Source organism: Cereibacter sediminicola (assembly GCF_007668225.1).
Lineage (GTDB): Bacteria > Pseudomonadota > Alphaproteobacteria > Rhodobacterales > Rhodobacteraceae > Cereibacter_A > Cereibacter_A azotoformans.
In genome coordinates this window covers 40,288-57,731 of sequence record NZ_VDEK01000012.1, presented here as the reverse complement: position 1 = coordinate 57,731, position 17,444 = coordinate 40,288, and the positions used below count along the sequence as shown (strand labels likewise).

Here is a 17,444-nt window from a genome sequence, read left to right as displayed (position 1 = left end):
AGCCCAGCGCCCGCCCCCCCCGCAAGCCTTGGCAACCTGCGTCAGAAGGGGAAGAACACCGGGATCAGCAGGCTCATCGCCACCATCATCAGGATGTTGAGCGGCAGGCCGATGCGCAGGAAGTCGGTGAACCGGTAGCCGCCGGGACCATAGACCAGCGTGTTGGTCTGGTAGCCGATGGGGGTGGCGAAGCTGGCCGAGGCGCCGAACATCACCGCCACGACGAACGGCCGCGGATCCACCCCGAGCGAGGCCGCCAGCCCGATCACGATGGGCGTCAGGATCACGGCCACGGCGTTGTTGCTGACCACCTCGGTCAGGAACGAGGTCAGGGCATAGACCACGAACACCAGCAGGAACGGAGGCAGACCCTGCATCAGCGGCGCGACCGCGCCCACGATCATCCCCACCGCGCCGGAATGTTCGAGCCCCGCCCCGACCGCCAGCATCCCGAAGATCAGCGCAAGAAGCCGCCCCTCAATGTAGCCGAAGGCCTCGTCGGCATCGATGCAGCGCGTCACCAGCACCACCGCCACGCCGATCATCGCCAGAACAGCGATCGGCGCCACGTTCAGCGCCGACAGCAGCACCACCGCCGCCAGCACCGCCATCACCACGGGCGCCCGGCTGCGGCGGTAGGCACGGTCGGACGGCTGGGCGATGTCCACCACCTGCATCTCGCTGGCCAGCCGCTCGATGTCCTGCTGCGCCCCTTCCAGAAGCAGGGTGTCGCCCACCTGCACCACGAGATCGTCGAGCTGCCGGCCGATGTTCTGGTTGCGCCGGTGCGCCGCCAGCACATAGACGCCGTAGCGCCGCCGAAGCCGCATCGCGCCGAGCGACCGGCCCACCATGAAGCAGCCCGGCGTGATCAGCACCTCGACCACCTGCGTCTGGACCGAGGACAGCTTGTCCACCAGCCGCAGTTCCTTGTTCGATTGCAGGCTGAGGACCTCGGACATGGGGGTGCGCAGCACGACCCGGTCGCCCGCCTCCAGCACCGCCTCGCCGAGATTGCGCCGAAGCGAGGCGTCGCCGCGCAGCACGTCGATCACCCGCAGGCTCTCGCGCTTGAAGATGTCCACCTCCTCGACCTTGCGGCCGATCAGCGCCGAATCCTCCGGCACGGCCACCTCGGTGAAGAACTTCATCCGCGTCCGGTCCGAGAGCAGCATCCCCATGCTGTCCCTGTCGGGCAGCAGGCGCGGCGCAAAGAACCACAGGTAGCAGAGGCCGATCAGCGCCATCGCGATCCCGAGCGGCGTGATCTCGAAGATCGAGAAGGGCTCGAGCCCCGAGCCGCGCGCGACGCCATCCACCAGCAGGTTGGTCGAGGTGCCGATCAGCGTGATCGTCCCGCCGAAGATCGAGAGATAGCTCAGCGGGATCATTACCTTGGAGGGCGAGATCTTCATCTGCCGCGCGATCTGCATGAAGACCGGGATCATCACCACGACGATCGGCGTGTTGTTCATGAAGGCCGACATGCCGATGATCACCAGCGACAGCAGGCCCAGCGTCCGCAGCGGCCGCTCGGCCGCGTGGCGGGTGGCCAGCTGCGTCACCGCATCCAGCGTTCCGGTTCGGACAAGGGCCCCCACGATGATGAAGAGCGCGGTGATCGTCCAGGGCGCGGGGTTCGAGAGAACCTTCAGCAGATCGTCCTGCGGCAGGATGCCCACCGCCAGCATCAGCGCCCCGCCCGCGATGGCCGTCACCTCAACCGGGTAGGTCTCGCGGACAAAGAGCACCAGCATCCCGGCGAGGATCGCCAGCGCCGTCCATGCCTGCATCGGTTCCGAAAGTTCGAGACCGAACATCATCTCTCCTGTTGAAGTCTGCTCGCCTGCATACGCTGTGACCGCGGACAAGCAAAGCCGGCGTGCGACCGCCTGTCATGTCCCGTCGTGACGACGGGCAGCCTCAGGGCCGCGACTCCTGCAACCGGCCGCCCAGCCGGACAGGCACGACCCGCTGGGCGAGGCCCGTGCGGTCGTCCGTCTCGACATAGACGCCCGACAGGGTGGCGGGCCCCGAGGCGGGCTCGAACCGGCCCTTAGGCATCTGGGTGATGAAGCGGCGCAGCGGCTCGGACTTTTCCATGCCGATCACGGAATCATAGTCCCCGCACATGCCCGCGTCGCTGAGGAAGGCGGTGCCGCCCCGCAGGATCTGCGCATCCGCTGTCGGCACATGGGTGTGCGTTCCCACGACGAGGCTCGCCCGTCCGTCGCACCAGTGGCCCATCGCCATCTTCTCGCTGGTGGCCTCGCAGTGGATGTCGAGGATCGTGGCCTGCACCGCGCCGCCCAGCGGCGAGCCCTTCAGCACCCCGTCCACGGCCGAGAAGGGATCGTCGAAGGGCCGCTTCATGAAGACCTGACCCAGCGCCTGCAGCACCAGCACCTTGCGCCCGCCGACGGTGAAGATCCGCGCGCCCTTGCCCGGCGCTGTCCGGGCGTAGTTCAGCGGCCGCACGATGCGCGGCTCGGTCTCGATGAACTGGAGCATTTCCTTCTGGTCGAAGGCATGGTCGCCCAGCGTGACGCAGTCCGCCCCGGATGCCAGCAGCTTCTTCGCATGGTCGGCGGTGATGCCCGCCCCGCTGGAGGCGTTCTCGCCGTTGACGACGACGAAATCGAGCCCCCATTCCGTGCGCAGCGCCGGCAGCCGTTCCGCCACCGCCGAGCGCCCCGCACGCCCCATCACATCGCCAAGAAAGAGAAGCCTCATGGCGGCAGCGTTAGGGCGCGGGCGTGCCAAGAGCAAGAGGATTCCGCCCCTTCCCGCCCCCGCCCCTGCGCCCTATCCTTTGCGCATGAGCCTCCTGCCGCCGTTCCTTGCGCCCTTTTTCGCCGCCCGTGGCTGGACGCTGCATCCGCATCAGGAAGAGATGCTGGCCGGCGCGGACGCGCCCGCGCTGCTCCTTGTGGCGCCCACCGGCGGGGGCAAGACGCTCGCCGGTTTCCTGCCGACGCTGGCCGAACTGGGCCCGCGGCCCGCGCCGGGCCTGCACACGCTCTACATTTCGCCGCTGAAGGCGCTGGCGGCCGACATCCGCCGCAACCTGCGCGCCCCGATCGAGGGGGCGGGCCTTGCGATCCGGGTCGAGGACCGCACCGGCGACACGGGCAGCCACGTCCGCCGCCGGCAGCGGGCCGATCCGCCCCATATCCTGCTGACCACGCCCGAGAGCCTCGCGCTCTTGCTGTCCTACGAGGATGCGCCGCGGATCTTCGCGGGTCTGCAACGGGTGATCGTGGACGAAATCCACGCGCTGGCCGAATCCAAGCGCGGCGACCAGCTCATGCTGTGCCTTGCCCGGCTCCAGCGCCTCGCGCCTGGCCTGCGCCGCGTGGGCCTGTCGGCCACGGTCGAGGACCCGCCGGCGCTGGCGCGCTTCCTTGCCGCCCATCCCGGCCCCTGCCGCGTGCTGATGGCCGATCCCGGCCCCGATCCCGACATCGCCATGCTCGAGACCGAGGCGCCGCCCCCCTGGGCAGGGGGCGGGGGGCGGCACGCGATTCCCGAGGTGCTGGTCGAGATCCGCCGCCACCGCACGACGCTGGTCTTTCACAACACTCGCGCGCAGGCCGAGCTGTTCTTCCACGCGCTCTGGCTTGCCAACGAGGACGACCTGCCCATCGGCATCCACCACGGCTCGCTCTCGCGCGAGCAGCGCGAGCGGGTCGAGGCGGCGATGGTCGCGGGCGAATTGCGGGCCATCGTCTGCACCGGCTCGCTCGATCTGGGCATCGACTGGGGCGACGTGGATCTCGTGATCCAGGTGGGTGCGCCGAAGAACGTCAAGCGCCTCGTCCAGCGCATCGGACGGGCGAACCACCGCTATAACGCGCCCTCCAAGGCGCTTCTGGTGCCGGCCAACCGCTTCGAGGTGGTCGAATGCCTCGCCGCGCTGGAAGCCGTGCGCGACCATGCGCTCGACGGCGAGCCGCGGGGGCCAGGTCCGCGCGACGTCCTCTGCCAGCACATTCTCATCACCGCGGCGGCCGGGCCCTTCGCGGCCGACGCGCTCTATCAGGAAGTGAAGAGCGCCGGGCCCTACGCCCGCCTCTCGCGCGCGGACTTCGACGCCTGCCTCGATTTCGTGGCAACGGGCGGCTACGCGCTGCGCGCCTATGACCGCTGGCAGCGGATCATGCTGCGGGGCGGCCTCTGGCAACTGCGCGACCCGCGCACGGCCCAGGTGATCCGCATGAACATCGGCACGATCATCGACACCGAGGTGCTCAAGGTGCGGATGCGCGGCCGGGGCGGCGCGCCGCTGGGCGAGATCGAGGAAGGCTTCGCCGCCACCCTCACCCCCGGCGATACCTTCCTGATGGCGGGCCAGGTCGTGCGCTACGAGGGGCTGCACGAGATGACCGTCGAGGTCACGCGAAACCCCGGCCGCGATCCGCGGGTGGCCACCTTCAACGGCACCAAGTTCGCCACCTCCACCCTTCTCACCCACCGGATCCTCGAGCTGTTCCGGCAACCCGGCTGGCCCGGCCTGCCACGCCACACCGCCGACTGGCTGGCCCTCCAGCGCAAGGTCTCGCGCCTGCCCGAGGCCGACCGGCTGCTGGTCGAGAGCTTTCCCCACGACGGGCGCGAGCATCTCTGCCTCTACGGCTTTGCCGGGCGCAACGCGCAGCAGACGCTGGGCCTTCTGCTCACCAAGCGCATGGAGGAAGAGCGCCTCTCACCCCTCGGCTTCGTCGCGACCGACTATGCCACGCTGATCTGGGGGCTGGAGGCCGTGACCGATCCCGCCCCGCTTTTCGAGGCCGAACGGCTGCGCGAGGGGCTCGAGAGCTGGCTCGCCGGCAACGCGGTGATGAAGCGGACCTTCCGCAACTCGGCGATCATCGCGGGCCTGATCGAGCGCACCCACATGGGCCGGCGGCGCACGGGCAGGCAGGCGACCTTCTCCTCGGACATCCTGTACGACACGCTCCTGCGGCACGATCCGGGCCACCTGCTGCTGCGCATCACGCGCGAAGAGGCCGAGCGTGGCCTCGTGGACTTCGGCCGGATCGAGGAGATGCTGGCCCGCACCCACGGCCGCGTGGATTGCCTGCGGCTGGACCGCGTGACCCCGCTCGCGGCGCCGCTCTTCCTCGAGATGGGCCGCATCCCCGTCGAAGGCGCGGGACGCCAGCGGCTGATGGAGGAGCAGGCCGCGGCCCTCATGGCCGCCGCGGGACTGAGCTGACAGCGAAACTCGGCAAGGGCACGCACCGTGCCGAGCCTCTCGCCGGATCCACAAGCCTGCGCTTGCGTGGCGCGCGCGGATGAGACAGGAGCGGGCCATGAACGGCCATACCTTTTTCCTTGCCGATGCGCGGCTGGTGGCGCTGCCCTCAGGGGCCCTCTGGTGGCCCGAGGAGCGGCTGCTCTGCGTCTCGGACCTGCATCTGGGCAAAGCCGAGCGGATGGCGCGGCGCGGCGGCACGCTGCTGCCGCCCTACGAGACGCAGGCCACCCTCACCCGGCTGACCAGCGATCTCGAGGCCACGGGCGCGGCCCGGGTGCTCTGCCTTGGCGATTCGTTCGACGATGCCGAGGCGGCGGGCGCGCTGGCCGGGGCCCAGCGGCTCTGGCTCATGCGGCTGATGGCCGGGCGCGAGTGGATCTGGATCCTCGGCAACCACGACCCGGCCCCCACCGACTGCGGCGGCAGCTACCGGGCCGAGATCACGCTCGGGCCGCTCACCTTCCGCCACATCGCGGCGGGCGAGGCCGAGGTCTCGGGCCATTACCATCCGAAATGCACGCTCGCGGGCCGGGCGAGGCCCTGTTTCCTCACCGACGGCCGACGCCTGATCCTGCCCGCCTACGGCGCCTATACCGGCGGGCTCTGGTGCCACGATCCGGCGCTGGTGGCGCTGATGCGGCCGGGCGCGCTCGCGATCCTCACCGGCACCAAGGCCATCCCGGTGCCCATGCCGCGCCGGGCCCCTCACATCAGGCCGCGCTCTTCCAGCTTTGCGCGGTGAGCGCGGCTGACGGGAATGCGGCTGCCGTCCTTCAGCAACAGGAACAGCTTGCCTGGCTCGCGCTCGACCGCGGTCACGGCCGACCAGGCCACCCAGTGCGAGCGGTGGACCTGCGCCCCCGGCACGCCCTCGGTCTCATCCATTGCGTCCGAAAAGCGCAGCAAGAGGCTCACGAGGCCCGCGCTCGTCATCACATCCACATAATGATCGCGGACCGAGATCGAGATCAGCTCGCCGCGCTGGCCCGGCTCCATCCGCTGCAGAAGGCGCGGGGTGCCGTCCCGGAAGGGCTGCGGCCGCGTGCCCACCCTGATGGCCGAGAGACCCAGCGCCGCACAGAAGAGTGCGGGCGCCACCTCGACCGCGCTTGGCGCCTCGGGGCCGAAGGCGAGGCGCATGAGCCACCAGATCGGCAGCGTGAGGAGCGCCGCCACGGCAAGCGCCAGCCCGGCCCCGCGCCTCAGCTCGCGCAGGCCCGCCGCGGCGAACCAGATCCGAAGGACAAGCCCCAGCCCGAGCGTGATGGCGACCAGCGCGCTCCACAGCAGCAGACGTTCGGGCAGGGCCACGGTCTGATAGCTGCCGAACGGGCCCGAGACGGCGAGACTGACAGAAAGGGCCGCCCAGACGATCCAGGGCAGCGGAGCGGCAAGACATTCGGAATAAAGGCGCGAGAAGGACAAGGAAGCCTCCGCCAAGACCTGAACGAATGACTCGTCGCTACAGGGCCGGCGGGGGCCGATCAACTCCGCCGTGTGACGCAGGCGCGGGGCCGCTCCCCAAGGGCGCGGCATCCGGCCCGGTCCGGCGGGCGCGATGTCAGGCGGTCAGGCCCTGCGGCTCGGGCAGGCCGTTCGCGCGGCAGCAGGCGGTCAGCGTGTTGGCCAGCAGGCAGGCGATCGTCATCGGGCCCACCCCGCCCGGAACCGGCGTGATGGCCCCGGCCACCTCGGCCGCCGAGGCATAGTCCACATCGCCCACGAGCTTCGTCTTGCCGTCGCGCTCGATCCGGTTGATCCCCACGTCGATGACGGTGGCACCCGGCTTCACGAAGTCGCCGGTGATCATCTCGGGCCGGCCCACGGCCGCCACGAGGATGTCCGCACCGCGGCATACAGCGGCCAGATCCTTCGTGCGCGAATGGGCGATGGTGACCGTGCAGCTTTCGCCCAGCAGCAGTTGCGCCATCGGCTTGCCGACGATGTTCGAGCGCCCCACCACCACGGCGTTCAGCCCCGAGAGATTGCCTAGGTGATCGCGCAGCATCATCAGGCAGCCGAGGGGCGTGCAGGGCACCATGCTCTTCTGCCCCGTCCCGAGACGGCCCACGTTCGAGATGTGGAAGCCGTCCACGTCCTTGGCCGGGTCCAGCGCGTTGATCACGAGGTCCGAATTCAGATGCGGCGGCAGCGGCAGTTGCACCAGAATGCCGTGCACCTGCGGATCGCGGTTCAGCCGGTCGATCAGCGCCAGCAGCTCGGCCTCGGAGGTCTCGGCGGACAGGCGATGCTCGAACGAGGCCATGCCCACCTCGACCGTCTGCTTGCCCTTGGCGCCGACATAGACCTGGCTCGCCGGATCCTCGCCCACGAGAACGACAGCGAGGCCCGGCACGAGGCCGTGATCGGCCTTCAGCCGCGCCACATGGTCCGCCACCTGCGCGCGCACGCCCGCCGCAAAGGCCTTGCCGTCGATCCGCTTCGCCGTCATTCCGTCCCCTCCTGCGGGGCGTCGGGCCCCAGAACCTCTTCCTCGCGCGCGATCGACCAGTCGATCAGGATCCGCCAGAGCGTCTCGATCAGCGCCGGATCCAGCCCTTCGGCCATGGCGCGCACACGCACGTTGCGCACCACCTCCTCGACGCGCGACTCGATGCGCGCGGGCAGGCCGATGTCGGTCTTGATCTCGGCGGCACGGTCGATGTAGCCCGCGCGCTGCGCCATGAGCCCGACGATCTGGGCGTCGAGCGCGTCGATCATCGCGCGCAGGTCTTCCATCGAATGGCAATCTTCCGGGGCTCGCACCTTGGTCCTCGCTTCTGGGTCCGGTCCCCGTTTCAGATACGGGGCATCCGAGGTCAAGGGGGCGAAACGCGCTGTCAGAAGAGCCCCTCGATCCGGCCCTCGCCGTTCAGGCGGATCACTTCGGCGGCGGGCTCGCGCGGCAGGCCCGGCATCGTGCGGATCTCGCCGCAGATGGCCACCACGAACCCGGCCCCGGCCGACAGCCTCACCTCGCGGATCGGCACCGAATGGCCCTCGGGGGCACCGCGGATCGCGGCGTCGGTGGTGAAGCTGTATTGCGTCTTGGCCATGCATACCGGCAGCGCCCCGTAACCCGCTTCCTCCCAGGCCCGCAGCTGATCGCGGATCACATGGTCGGCAATCACGTCATGTGCGTGATAGATGCGCCGTGCGACGGTCTCCATCTTCTCGAAAAGCGGCATCTCGTCGGGGTAGAGCGGCGCGAACATCGAAGGCGTCTCGGCCAACTGCACGACCTTGCGCGCCAGATCCTCGATCCCGGCCGAACCCTCGGCCCAGTGACGGCAGAGGATCGCCTCGGCCCCCTGCCCCGCCGCATAGGCGCGGACGGCCTCGATCTCGGCCTCGGTGTCGGTGGTGAAGTGGTTGATCGCCACCACGACCGGCACGCCGAAGCCCTTCACATTGGCGATATGGCGGCCGAGGTTCGCGCAGCCGCGCTTCAGCGCCTCGACATCCTCGCGCCCCAGATCCTCGCGCGCGACCCCGCCGTTCATCTTGAGCGCGCGCACCGTTGCGACCACCACCGCGGCCGAGGGCTTCAGCCCCGCCTTGCGGCACTTGATGTCGAAGAACTTCTCGGCCCCGAGATCGGCCCCGAACCCTGCCTCGGTCACCACATAGTCACCGAGCTTCAGCGCCGTCCGCGTGGCGATGACGGAGTTGCAGCCGTGGGCGATGTTGGCAAAGGGTCCGCCGTGGACGAAGGCCGGATTGTTCTCGATCGTCTGCACGAGGTTCGGTTGCATCGCATCCTTGAGCAGCACCGCCATCGCCCCGTCCGCCTTCAGGTCGCGGCAGAAGACCGGGCTGCGGTCGCGTCGGTAGCCCACCACGATGTCGCCCAGCCGCCGTTCGAGATCCTCGAGATCCTCGGCAAGGCAGAGGATCGCCATGACCTCCGAGGCCACCGTGATGTCGAACCCCGTCTGACGTGGAAAGCCGTTCGAGACCCCGCCGAGGTTCACCACCATGTCGCGCAGCGCCCGGTCGTTCATGTCCATCACCCGCCGCCAGGTGATGCGCCGGGCATCGAGGCCCAGATCGTTGCCCCAGTAGATGTGGTTGTCGATCATGGCCGACAGCAGGTTGTGCGCCGAGGTGATCGCGTGGAAATCCCCGGTGAAATGAAGGTTCATGTCCTCCATCGGCACCACCTGCGCGCGCCCGCCGCCCGCCGCTCCGCCCTTCATGCCGAAGTTCGGGCCGAGCGAGGCCTCGCGGATGCAGATGATCGCCCGCTTGCCGATCCGGTTCAGCCCGTCGCCGAGGCCGACCGTCGTCGTGGTCTTGCCCTCACCCGCGGGTGTCGGATTGATCGCGGTGACGAGGATCAGCTTGCCGTCGGGCCGGTCGGCAATCCCGCGGATGAAGCCCTGCGAGACCTTGGCCTTGTCGTGGCCATAGGGGATCAGATCCCCCGACGGAATGCCGAGGCGCGCCCCGATCTCCTGGATCGGCAGCTTGTTCGCCGCGCGGGCGATCTCGATATCGCTCTGGAATGTCATGCTCTCTCCCTCATGCCCTGCCGGACCTCTCCCCTCCCTTTCATCTAGCGCCCGTCAGGATGAAGGTCGAGGCGGCCGGCGCTAGGCCGTTCGTCGGAGATGGGCGATGGCCTGGATGAGGCAAAGCGCGAAGGCAAGCTCGAGCACCTCCTCGATCCGGCCGGCCCGCAGGCCGATCTCGCGCGGCACGTCGATGCCGAACGGGGCGAGCTTGCGGTCGAGCCCGTCGATCGATTTGGCCAAGGTCACGAGCGCAAGGCCCACGAAAAGCCAGAGGGCGCCGGCCTCGAGCCGGAAGAGCCGCGACAGCCAGTCCGTCAGGTTGTGGCGCAGGAACCGCCACAGGACCACAAGGATCAGCAGGAGAACGAGGCCCCCCACCAGCTTGTCCTCCCATCCGCCGGGGCTGGTGTAGGTCCTGAGCTTCAGGAGCCCCTGGTCAGTCAGACGCTTGTCGAAGTCCAGCTCGCGCGCCGCCATCAGGAGAAGCACCACGGGCACATGCCAGCCGCCAAGGCCGCGGCCCAGTCCCTGCTTGCCGAACCACAGCAGGATGGCCGAGAAGAACAGCACCACCGTCAGCCGCTCGACGCCCTGCCCTTCCTTGAAGAAGAGACCGAGGTCGTCGAGAAAGATCAGATCCCCGAGCAGCAAGGCAAGCGTGAGGGTGACGCTGGCGGCGAAGACGGGAACCGGCTGGAAGGTCATGATGTCGGCTGTGCCACTGAAGAGACGCAAGAAAGACCGCACGGGTCGGGAAATACGGGCCTCCTGTGAAGCACGGAACCCGGCAAAGAACAACCCGGGGATGGCCCCCGCTCGGTGTCAGGCCGGGCGGGTCAGGACGAAGAAGCAGCGCCGGAAGGGAAAGAGCACGCTGCCGTCGGGCCGCAGCGGATAGGCGGCCGCAAGCGCGCTTTCATAGGCCGCGACGAAGGCCAGCGTCTCGTCCGCCGCCAGCCGGGCGATAAAGGGGCGCATGGCGGTGGATTCCGTGAAGCGCCGGACGGGATGGGCGCCGGGGGTAGGCTCGAGGTGCTGCACGAACTCCGTCTCCCAGGCCTGCACCTCGCCCAAGGGGCAGAGCATCTCCCAGTAGTGCAGCGCCGGCGCCACGGGGTGGGCATCCTCCAGCGTGAAGCGGTCGGGGAACATGGCCGCCGCGATGTCGCGCAGGAACCGATGCGAGGGCGCGCCATACTGGCGGGGCATCTGCACCGCAAGCGAACCGCCGGGTGCGATCAGGCCAGCGAGGCGCGGCATCAGCCGGTCGTGGTCGCCCAGCCACTGGAGGGCCGCGTTCGAGAAGATCAGGGCCGGCGTCTCGTCCGGCTGCCACTCGGCGATATCGGCCCGGATCAGCGCGCCATAGGCGCCCGTGCGCCCGGCCTCCGCCATCATCGCGGGAGAGGCATCCACCCCGACAATCCGCCGGTCCGGGAAACGCGAGGCCAGCGCCGGACCGACCGCCCCATCCCCACAGCCGAGATCCACCACGCAGCCCGAAGGCAAGGCCGGGATCCGCGCCAGCAGGTCCAGCGCGGGCCTCAGACGCAAACCCCGAAACCTGGCGTAGGTTTCGGGGTTCCAGTCGCTTATGCCGTTCGCCTCAGACAGAGGGCTCGAGGCCGCCGTCGGCCTTGATGACCTTGGGTCGGGTCTTGGGGATCGCGGCGATCGAGCCGCCGCCCACCGGACGGTCGGCATCATCATCCGAGTCGATCGACTCACCCGCGATGACGCGGCGGATCTGGTCGCCGGTCAGGGTCTCATACTCCAGAAGGCCCTTGGCCAGACGTTCGAACTCTTCCGACTTCTCGGTGAGAATCCGGTAGGCGGTCTGGTAACCCTCGTCGATCAGACGCTTCACCTCGGCCTCGATCATCTTCTTGGTCTCGGCAGAGACCGAGAAGCCGGCGGTGTTGCCCTGATAGCCCTCATGCGCCTCGGCGTAGTCGATGTTGCCCACGACGTCCGACATGCCCCAGCGCATCACCATCGCGCGGGCGAGAGCCGATGCCTGCTGGATGTCGCCCGCCGGACCCGAGGACACGGCCTCCTCGCCGTATTTCAGGATCTCGGCCGCCTTGCCCGCCATGGTCATGGCGATCTTCTGCTTGCCCTCGTCCTTGTGCATGTTCAGCCGGTCCATCTCGGGCAGGCTGACCACCATGCCGAGCGCACCGCCCCGCGGGATGATCGTGGCCTTGTAGACCGGATCGCACTTGGGAAGGTTCAGGCCGACGATCGCGTGACCGGCCTCGTGATAGGCGGTCTTCTCCTTCTGGTCGGCCGTCAGCACCATCGAGCGGCGCTCGGCCCCCATCATCACCTTGTCCTTGGCGTTCTCGAAATCGTCCATCGTGACGAAGCGGCGGCCGACACGGGCGGCCAGCAGCGCCGCCTCGTTCACCAGGTTCATCAGGTCAGCGCCCGAGAAGCCCGGCGTGCCGCGCGCGATCAGGCGCAGGTCCACGTTCGGGCCCAGCGGCACCTTGCGGGCGTGGACGCCCAGGATCTTCTCGCGGCCCTTGATGTCGGGATTCGGCACATGGATCGTGCGGTCGAAGCGGCCCGGGCGCAGCAGCGCCGGGTCGAGCACGTCCTTGCGGTTGGTCGCCGCAACGATGATCACGCCCTCGTTGGCCTCGAACCCGTCCATCTCGACCAGAAGCTGGTTCAGCGTCTGCTCGCGCTCGTCGTTGCCGCCGCCGATGCCCACGCCGCGCGCACGGCCCACGGCGTCGATCTCGTCGATGAAGACGATGCAGGGCGCGTTCTTCTTGGCCTGCTCGAACATGTCACGGACGCGGGAGGCACCCACACCCACGAACATCTCGACGAAGTCCGAACCCGAGATGGTGAAGAACGGCACGCCCGCCTCGCCCGCGATGGCGCGCGCAAGCAGCGTCTTGCCGGTGCCGGGCGGGCCCACGAGCAGCGCGCCCTTGGGGATCTTGCCGCCGAGACGGCTGAACTTCTGCGGGTTGCGCAGGAATTCGACGATCTCTTCCAGCTCTTCCTTGGCCTCGTCGATGCCGGCCACGTCGTCGAAGGTGACGCGGCCCTGCTTTTCGGTCAGAAGCTTGGCCCGGCTCTTGCCGAAGCCCATGGCGCCGCCGCGCCCGCCGCCCTGCATCCGGTTCATGAAGAAGATCCAGATGCCGATCAGCACCAGGAACGGCAGCCAGAGCGAGATCAGCGAGAAGAATCCCGACTGCTCCTGCGCCTCGGCGCGGACTTCCACGCCCTGATTGATCAGACGGTCGGTGACTTCCTCGCCCTGAGGCTTGATCGTCACATATTGCGTGCCGTCCTTGCCGCGCACCATTACCCGTTCGCCATCGAGCGTGACCGAGGAAACCTCGCCGCCATCCACCCGGGCGATGAAATCGGAATAGGAGATGGTGCGCGAACTGCTGGTGGTCTGGCCGCCGCTGAACAGGTTGAACAGCGCCAGGATCAGCAGGAACAGGACCACCCAGAAAGCGATATTTCGCGCGTTGCCCACAAATGTCTCCTTGCAGAGTCTCTCCGCGGGCCCGCCCGCAGGTCATTGCGGCTTAAGATAGACATAAGCGCGGACCGTTCAATGCGATAGTAGTGAAAGAAAATCGCCATTTTGCAGGGGATCGGTCACGGCCACCCATCCGTTTGGCCGGGCCGCAAGCGGGGCTGCCAGCAGATCCTGCCCCCGCCACACCCCCGGCGAGGCGAGCAGGCTGGCCCGCGGCATGTCCGCCGCCCGCCAGTCGGGGCAGCGGTCAAGGCCAGAGATGCCCAGGGCGCGGATCTCAAGCGGCTGAACGGAAATGTCTTCCTGCGGCGGCCCTTGCAGCCTCCAGCGCCCGTCCCACGGCCTGGACACCGGGGCCACGAGATCCCTCACCGCCTGCCACTCGCGCCCGATCCGCAGCCCGTCGCGTCGCCACACCAGCCGGCAGCCGTGGAGCGTCCGCCCCTTCCCCTGCCGCAGGTCGCGCATGAGCCGCGCCAGCGCCGGCCCGCGCGGGCCATATTCCGCCGATGCCACCCACTGAACGGCCGCGCGCAGCAGCCTCCGCAGGATCTCGTCGGGCAGATCGAGAACGCCGGGCGCCATCAGCACGTCGCCGCGGTCCACCCGCACGAGACGCCCTGCCGCCTCGTGCAGTTGCGCATCGAGCGCCGCACGCACCTCGGCCAGATGCCCCGCCACTGCGGCCAGACGGTCGGGACCAAGGCCCAGACCGGCAAGCCCCTGCATCGCCTGCCGCACCCGAACCCGGTCGAAGGCGCGATTCTCGTTGGACGGATCCTCGAACCAGCCCGCGCCCCGGCGGCGCAGATCCTCGCGCAATTCCTCGCGCCCGATCTCCAGCAGGGGCCGCAGCCAGAGCATCCCCTCGGCCCGCCGCTCGGCGCGCATGGCGGCAAGACCGTCCACCCCCGCCCCGCGCGCCAGCCGCATGAGGAAGGTCTCGGCCACGTCGTCGCGCGTGTGACCCAGCGCCACCGCATCGAGGCCCGCCCCTCTGGCCCAGTCCGCCATCAGCCGCAGCCGCGCGCGTCGCGCCTGGTCCATCAGGTTGCCGCGGCCGTCCCAGCCCTCCCAGCGGAGGATGTCGTGCGGCACACCGAGGCGCGCGCAGACGCGGCCCACCTCGAGCGCCTCACCGGCGGCCTCGGGGCGAAGCCCGTGATCCACCGTCACCGCGCGGGCCGCGATGCCCGCCTCGGCCGCAAGATGGAGAAGCGCCATGGAATCGCCCCCCCCGGAAACGGCGAGGCCCAGGGCGCGCACCTCGCGCAGCCCCGGGCCCCTCAGGAACCGTTCGAGAAGCGGCATCAGTTGCAGCCAAGCCCCTGCATCGCCGTGGCCGCCTCGGCCGCCGAGGGGTTGCCGGGGAAGCGGGTGCCGACCTCGGCCAGCGTCACGCAGGCCTCGGGCGTCTGGCGCAGGTCGCCGAGCGCCCGGCCGAGCTTCAGCAGCGCCTCGGGGGCGCGCGGCCCGTTCGGGTCGCCTGAAAAGCTCTCGAGATAGGCGCGGGCAGCGTTCGCGGTCTCGCCCAGCTGCCTCAGGGCCTCGCCCCGCAGATAGTGCGCCTCGTAGGTCAGTTGGCCGCCCGTATAGGTCTCGGCAAAGGTCTTAAAGAGGTCCGAGGCGGTGCGAAAGTCACCTTGACCGAGCACCTCCCGGGCCCGGTCGAAGTCGGCTTTCTCGTTGACGGCGAAGGTTCCGGCAGGATTGGCCGACGGGGCCGGCGCAGGGGTGGCCGCGGGCGCAGCCGAGGCCTGCCCGCCCAGGGGCGCGGTCTCTCCGAGAGCGCCGATGTCACAGCCGTCCTCAAGCTCGCAGACGCGGAACTCGAGATCGCCCACCCGGTTCGTGCCGTCGCTGACCACGCGGTTGATCTTCAGCTCGAGCGCCTCGGCCTTGGCGGTGACCTGCGAAAGCGCGGCCTCCATCGCATCCATGCGCTGAAGCGCCGAGCCGCCGGCCGCCCCCGAGGTCGCGGCGCCGGTCGAGACCAGCTCGCGCTTGAGGTCGTTGAACTGGGCCTGAAGCGTGGACAGCTCGGCCTTGATGTCGGCCAGCGTCTGCGCGCGATCCTGCGCCGCCGCCGGAAGCGGCGCAAGCGCAAGCGCGGCGGCCAGGATCAGGTGGCGCATCGGATCAGACCCCCGCGCCCATCGAGAGAACCGTCACCGCGCGGCGGTTCTTCGAGTAGCACTCCTCGGTCGAGCAGACCTCGACCGGACGCTCCTTGCCGTAGGAGACCGTCTTCATCCGCGAGGGCGCGATGCCCTTAGAGATCAGGTAGTCCTGAACCGCCGAGGCCCGCCGGGCGCCGAGCGCGAGGTTGTATTCCCGCGTGCCCTGCTCGTCGGCGTGGCCCTCGATGATGATGGCGTAGTCGGCGTTGGTCATCAGCCACTGCGACTGCGTGTCGAGCGTGGCGCGCGCCGTGTCGGACAGGGTGCTCTGGTCCACCAGGAAGAACACGCGGTCGCCCAGGGTCTGCTGGAAATAGGCGATGGAGCGCGGATCGCTCGCGCCTCCGAGGCCCTGGCTGTCGATCCCGCCCGCGCCGTAGCCGCCACCGGCACCGTAGCCGCCTGCGCCGCCGGCTCCTCCGGCCCCGCCCGCGCCGTAACGGTCCGGGTTGTTGCAGGCGGCAAGGCCGAGCGCCGCCAGGAGAATCAGGGCCTTCGGAAGATGGGTCATGGAAATGTCCTTCGCAGATCGGGCGCAGTGCGGCCGAAGGTAACAGGTTTGGCCGCCGCGGGAAACGGCGGCCGGCATGTCATGTCACGGCAGAAGCGGCGACCAGGCCGGGTCCGAGGCCGGAACGCTGAGCGGCACCTTCTTGAGGTTCCGCCCCGAGATATCCACCGAATAGAGCGCCGGCTGCCCGCCCGCCCCCGCGCCCTCGCGGGTGAACATCAGCACGCGGCCGTTCGGCGCCCAGGTCGGGCCCTCGTCGAGGAACGAGGCCGTGAGCAGCCGTTCCTCGGAGCCGTCGGTCCGCATCACGCCGATGTGGAAGCGGCCCTGGTGCTGCTTGGTAAAGGCGATGAGGTCGCCGCGCGGGGACCAGACCGGGGTGCCGTAGCGGCCCGCGCCGTTCGAGATCCGCCGCGGCTCGCCCCCGCCCGCCGGCATGATGTAGAGTTGCTGGCCGCCCGAGCGGTCGCTCTCGAACACGATCTGGCTGCCGTCCGGCGAATAGGAGGGCGCGGTCTCGATCGAGGGGGAGTTGGTCAGCTGGCGGCGCGTGCCGCTCGCGGTGTCGAGCGTGTAGATGTCGGTGTTGCCGCCCTGTTCGAGCGAGAAGGCAACCGTCCGGCCGTCGGGCGCAAAGCGGGGCGCGAAGGTCATCGTGCCGGGCTGCTCGGCAAGGCTGCGGGTCGAGAGCGAGCCCACATCCATCAGGTAGATCCGAGGAAAGCCCGTCGAATAGGAGGTGAAGAGGATGCGGTCGCCGGTGGGCGAGAAGCGCGGCGCGAGCACGATCGAGGACGAGTCCGTCAGATACTGCACGTTCGCGCCATCGTAATCCATCACCGCCAGGCGCTTGGCGCGGGCGTTCTTGGGCCCCGATTCCGAGACGAAGACCACGCGGCTGTCGAAATAGCCGCCCTCGCCGGTGATCCGGCTGTAGGCCACGTCGGCCACCTTGTGCGCCATGCGCCGCCAGCCCGAGGCCGAGCCCGCGAACTGCAGCCCCTCGCCGAGCGGCTGGTCGGAGAAGACGTCGTGCAGGCGGAACTTCACCACCACCCGGTCGCCCGAAGCCGAGACCGAGCCGGTGATCAGCGCCTGCGCGTTGATCGCCTTCCAGTCGTTGTAGGCGATCGGCGCGTCAAAGCTGGTCACGCGGCTGATGTGGGCCGAGGCCGGGATCTCGCGGAAGAGCCCGGTGCCCGACAGGTCGGCCGCGATCACGCGGGCCATGTCCTGCGCCAGCTGCGAGGCGCCCGAGGTCTCGGCCACGAAGTTCGGCACGGCGAAGGGCAAGGGCTCGATCACGCCTTCGGTGATCTGGATGCGCAGCGGCCCCTGCTGGGCCAGGGCGGGGGCCGCCGCCGGCAGAAGCAGGGCCAGGGCAAGGCCCATCGGGGCGAGGGATCTGAACAGGTTCATGGAGTCCTCATGCTCTCCGGGTTCCGTTGAACCGGGCCCGAGG

15 protein-coding genes are annotated in these 17,444 nt (G+C 69.3%); 2 read left to right on the top strand and 13 right to left on the bottom strand.

From position 1 onward, the window contains the following. Positions 1 to 41: 41 nt before the first annotated feature. Positions 42 to 1,820, bottom strand: a complete 1,779-nt coding sequence (locus tag FG154_RS10205) for an SLC13 family permease (RefSeq protein WP_186312330.1) — start codon at positions 1,818 to 1,820, stop codon at positions 42 to 44. A 103-nt stretch (positions 1,821 to 1,923) separates the two neighbouring features. After that, the gene (locus FG154_RS10200) at positions 1,924 to 2,733 is read right to left on the bottom strand and encodes a TIGR00282 family metallophosphoesterase (RefSeq protein ID WP_145107310.1); all 810 of its coding nucleotides are present in this window, start codon (positions 2,731 to 2,733) and stop codon (positions 1,924 to 1,926) included. 85 nt (positions 2,734 to 2,818) lie between these two features. Between FG154_RS10200 and FG154_RS10195 the strand changes: the two genes are divergently transcribed. After that, positions 2,819 to 5,218, top strand: coding sequence for a ligase-associated DNA damage response DEXH box helicase (locus tag FG154_RS10195; protein WP_145107307.1), 2,400 nt, complete (start codon positions 2,819 to 2,821; stop codon positions 5,216 to 5,218). 97 nt (positions 5,219 to 5,315) lie between these two features. Continuing rightward, positions 5,316 to 6,002: a ligase-associated DNA damage response endonuclease PdeM gene (pdeM, locus tag FG154_RS10190; protein ID WP_145107305.1), complete on the top strand. Its 687-nt coding sequence runs from the start codon at positions 5,316 to 5,318 to the stop codon at positions 6,000 to 6,002. Here pdeM and FG154_RS10185 read toward each other — a convergent pair. The 11 genes from FG154_RS10185 to tolB all read right to left on the bottom strand — a co-directional run bounded on the left by FG154_RS10185 (position 5,966) and on the right by tolB (position 17,401). Further along, positions 5,966 to 6,685, bottom strand: coding sequence for a LytTR family DNA-binding domain-containing protein (locus FG154_RS10185; RefSeq protein WP_145107302.1), 720 nt, complete (start codon positions 6,683 to 6,685; stop codon positions 5,966 to 5,968). The genes pdeM and FG154_RS10185 overlap by 37 nt on opposite strands. 136 nt (positions 6,686 to 6,821) lie before the next feature. Next, the gene (folD, locus tag FG154_RS10180; RefSeq protein ID WP_145107299.1) at positions 6,822 to 7,712 is read right to left on the bottom strand and encodes a bifunctional methylenetetrahydrofolate dehydrogenase/methenyltetrahydrofolate cyclohydrolase FolD; all 891 of its coding nucleotides are present in this window, start codon (positions 7,710 to 7,712) and stop codon (positions 6,822 to 6,824) included. Further along, a complete protein-coding gene (locus tag FG154_RS10175; protein WP_011907626.1) occupies positions 7,709 to 8,026 on the bottom strand; it encodes a chorismate mutase in 318 nt (105 codons plus the stop codon). The genes folD and FG154_RS10175 overlap by 4 nt, the downstream gene beginning before the upstream one ends. Positions 8,027 to 8,100: 74 nt before the next feature. Next, positions 8,101 to 9,774: a formate--tetrahydrofolate ligase gene (locus FG154_RS10170; RefSeq protein WP_145107296.1), complete on the bottom strand. Its 1,674-nt coding sequence runs from the start codon at positions 9,772 to 9,774 to the stop codon at positions 8,101 to 8,103. Between the two features lie 81 nt (positions 9,775 to 9,855). Next, a complete protein-coding gene (locus tag FG154_RS10165; RefSeq protein ID WP_145107294.1) occupies positions 9,856 to 10,482 on the bottom strand; it encodes a hypothetical protein in 627 nt (208 codons plus the stop codon). A gap of 117 nt (positions 10,483 to 10,599) precedes the next feature. Then, positions 10,600 to 11,331: a methyltransferase domain-containing protein gene (locus FG154_RS10160; protein ID WP_484051827.1), complete on the bottom strand. Its 732-nt coding sequence runs from the start codon at positions 11,329 to 11,331 to the stop codon at positions 10,600 to 10,602. Positions 11,332 to 11,383: 52 nt separating this feature from the next. Then, positions 11,384 to 13,285, bottom strand: a complete 1,902-nt coding sequence (ftsH, locus tag FG154_RS10155; protein WP_145107290.1) for an ATP-dependent zinc metalloprotease FtsH — start codon at positions 13,283 to 13,285, stop codon at positions 11,384 to 11,386. Positions 13,286 to 13,363: 78 nt separating this feature from the next. Next, a complete protein-coding gene (gene tilS, locus FG154_RS10150) occupies positions 13,364 to 14,602 on the bottom strand; it encodes a tRNA lysidine(34) synthetase TilS (protein ID WP_145107288.1) in 1,239 nt (412 codons plus the stop codon). Beyond that, positions 14,602 to 15,426: a tol-pal system protein YbgF gene (gene ybgF, locus FG154_RS10145; RefSeq protein WP_145107285.1), complete on the bottom strand. Its 825-nt coding sequence runs from the start codon at positions 15,424 to 15,426 to the stop codon at positions 14,602 to 14,604. The genes tilS and ybgF overlap by 1 nt, the downstream gene beginning before the upstream one ends. Positions 15,427 to 15,430: 4 nt before the next feature. Continuing rightward, positions 15,431 to 15,982: a peptidoglycan-associated lipoprotein Pal gene (pal, locus tag FG154_RS10140; RefSeq protein ID WP_145107283.1), complete on the bottom strand. Its 552-nt coding sequence runs from the start codon at positions 15,980 to 15,982 to the stop codon at positions 15,431 to 15,433. Between the two features lie 84 nt (positions 15,983 to 16,066). Then, entirely contained in the window at positions 16,067 to 17,401 is a 1,335-nt protein-coding gene (gene tolB, locus FG154_RS10135; protein ID WP_145107280.1) for a Tol-Pal system beta propeller repeat protein TolB, read from the bottom strand. Positions 17,402 to 17,444 lie beyond the last annotated feature (43 nt).

Bases quoted from the DNA above. Each gene is read 5' to 3' on its own strand.
- FG154_RS10205 (WP_186312330.1), bottom strand. From the start codon at position 1,820: ATGTTCGGTCTCGAACTTTCGGAACCGATGCAGGCATGGACGGCGCTG.
- FG154_RS10200 (WP_145107310.1), bottom strand. From the start codon at position 2,733: ATGAGGCTTCTCTTTCTTGGCGATGTGATGGGGCGTGCGGGGCGCTCG.
- folD (WP_145107299.1), bottom strand. From the start codon at position 7,712: ATGACGGCGAAGCGGATCGACGGCAAGGCCTTTGCGGCGGGCGTGCGC.
- pdeM (WP_145107305.1), top strand. From the start codon at position 5,316: ATGAACGGCCATACCTTTTTCCTTGCCGATGCGCGGCTGGTGGCGCTG.
- FG154_RS10195 (WP_145107307.1), top strand. From the start codon at position 2,819: ATGAGCCTCCTGCCGCCGTTCCTTGCGCCCTTTTTCGCCGCCCGTGGC.
- FG154_RS10170 (WP_145107296.1), bottom strand. From the start codon at position 9,774: ATGACATTCCAGAGCGATATCGAGATCGCCCGCGCGGCGAACAAGCTG.
- ybgF (WP_145107285.1), bottom strand. From the start codon at position 15,426: ATGCGCCACCTGATCCTGGCCGCCGCGCTTGCGCTTGCGCCGCTTCCG.
- FG154_RS10165 (WP_145107294.1), bottom strand. From the start codon at position 10,482: ATGACCTTCCAGCCGGTTCCCGTCTTCGCCGCCAGCGTCACCCTCACG.
- pal (WP_145107283.1), bottom strand. From the start codon at position 15,982: ATGACCCATCTTCCGAAGGCCCTGATTCTCCTGGCGGCGCTCGGCCTT.
- tilS (WP_145107288.1), bottom strand. From the start codon at position 14,602: ATGCCGCTTCTCGAACGGTTCCTGAGGGGCCCGGGGCTGCGCGAGGTG.
- tolB (WP_145107280.1), bottom strand. From the start codon at position 17,401: ATGAACCTGTTCAGATCCCTCGCCCCGATGGGCCTTGCCCTGGCCCTG.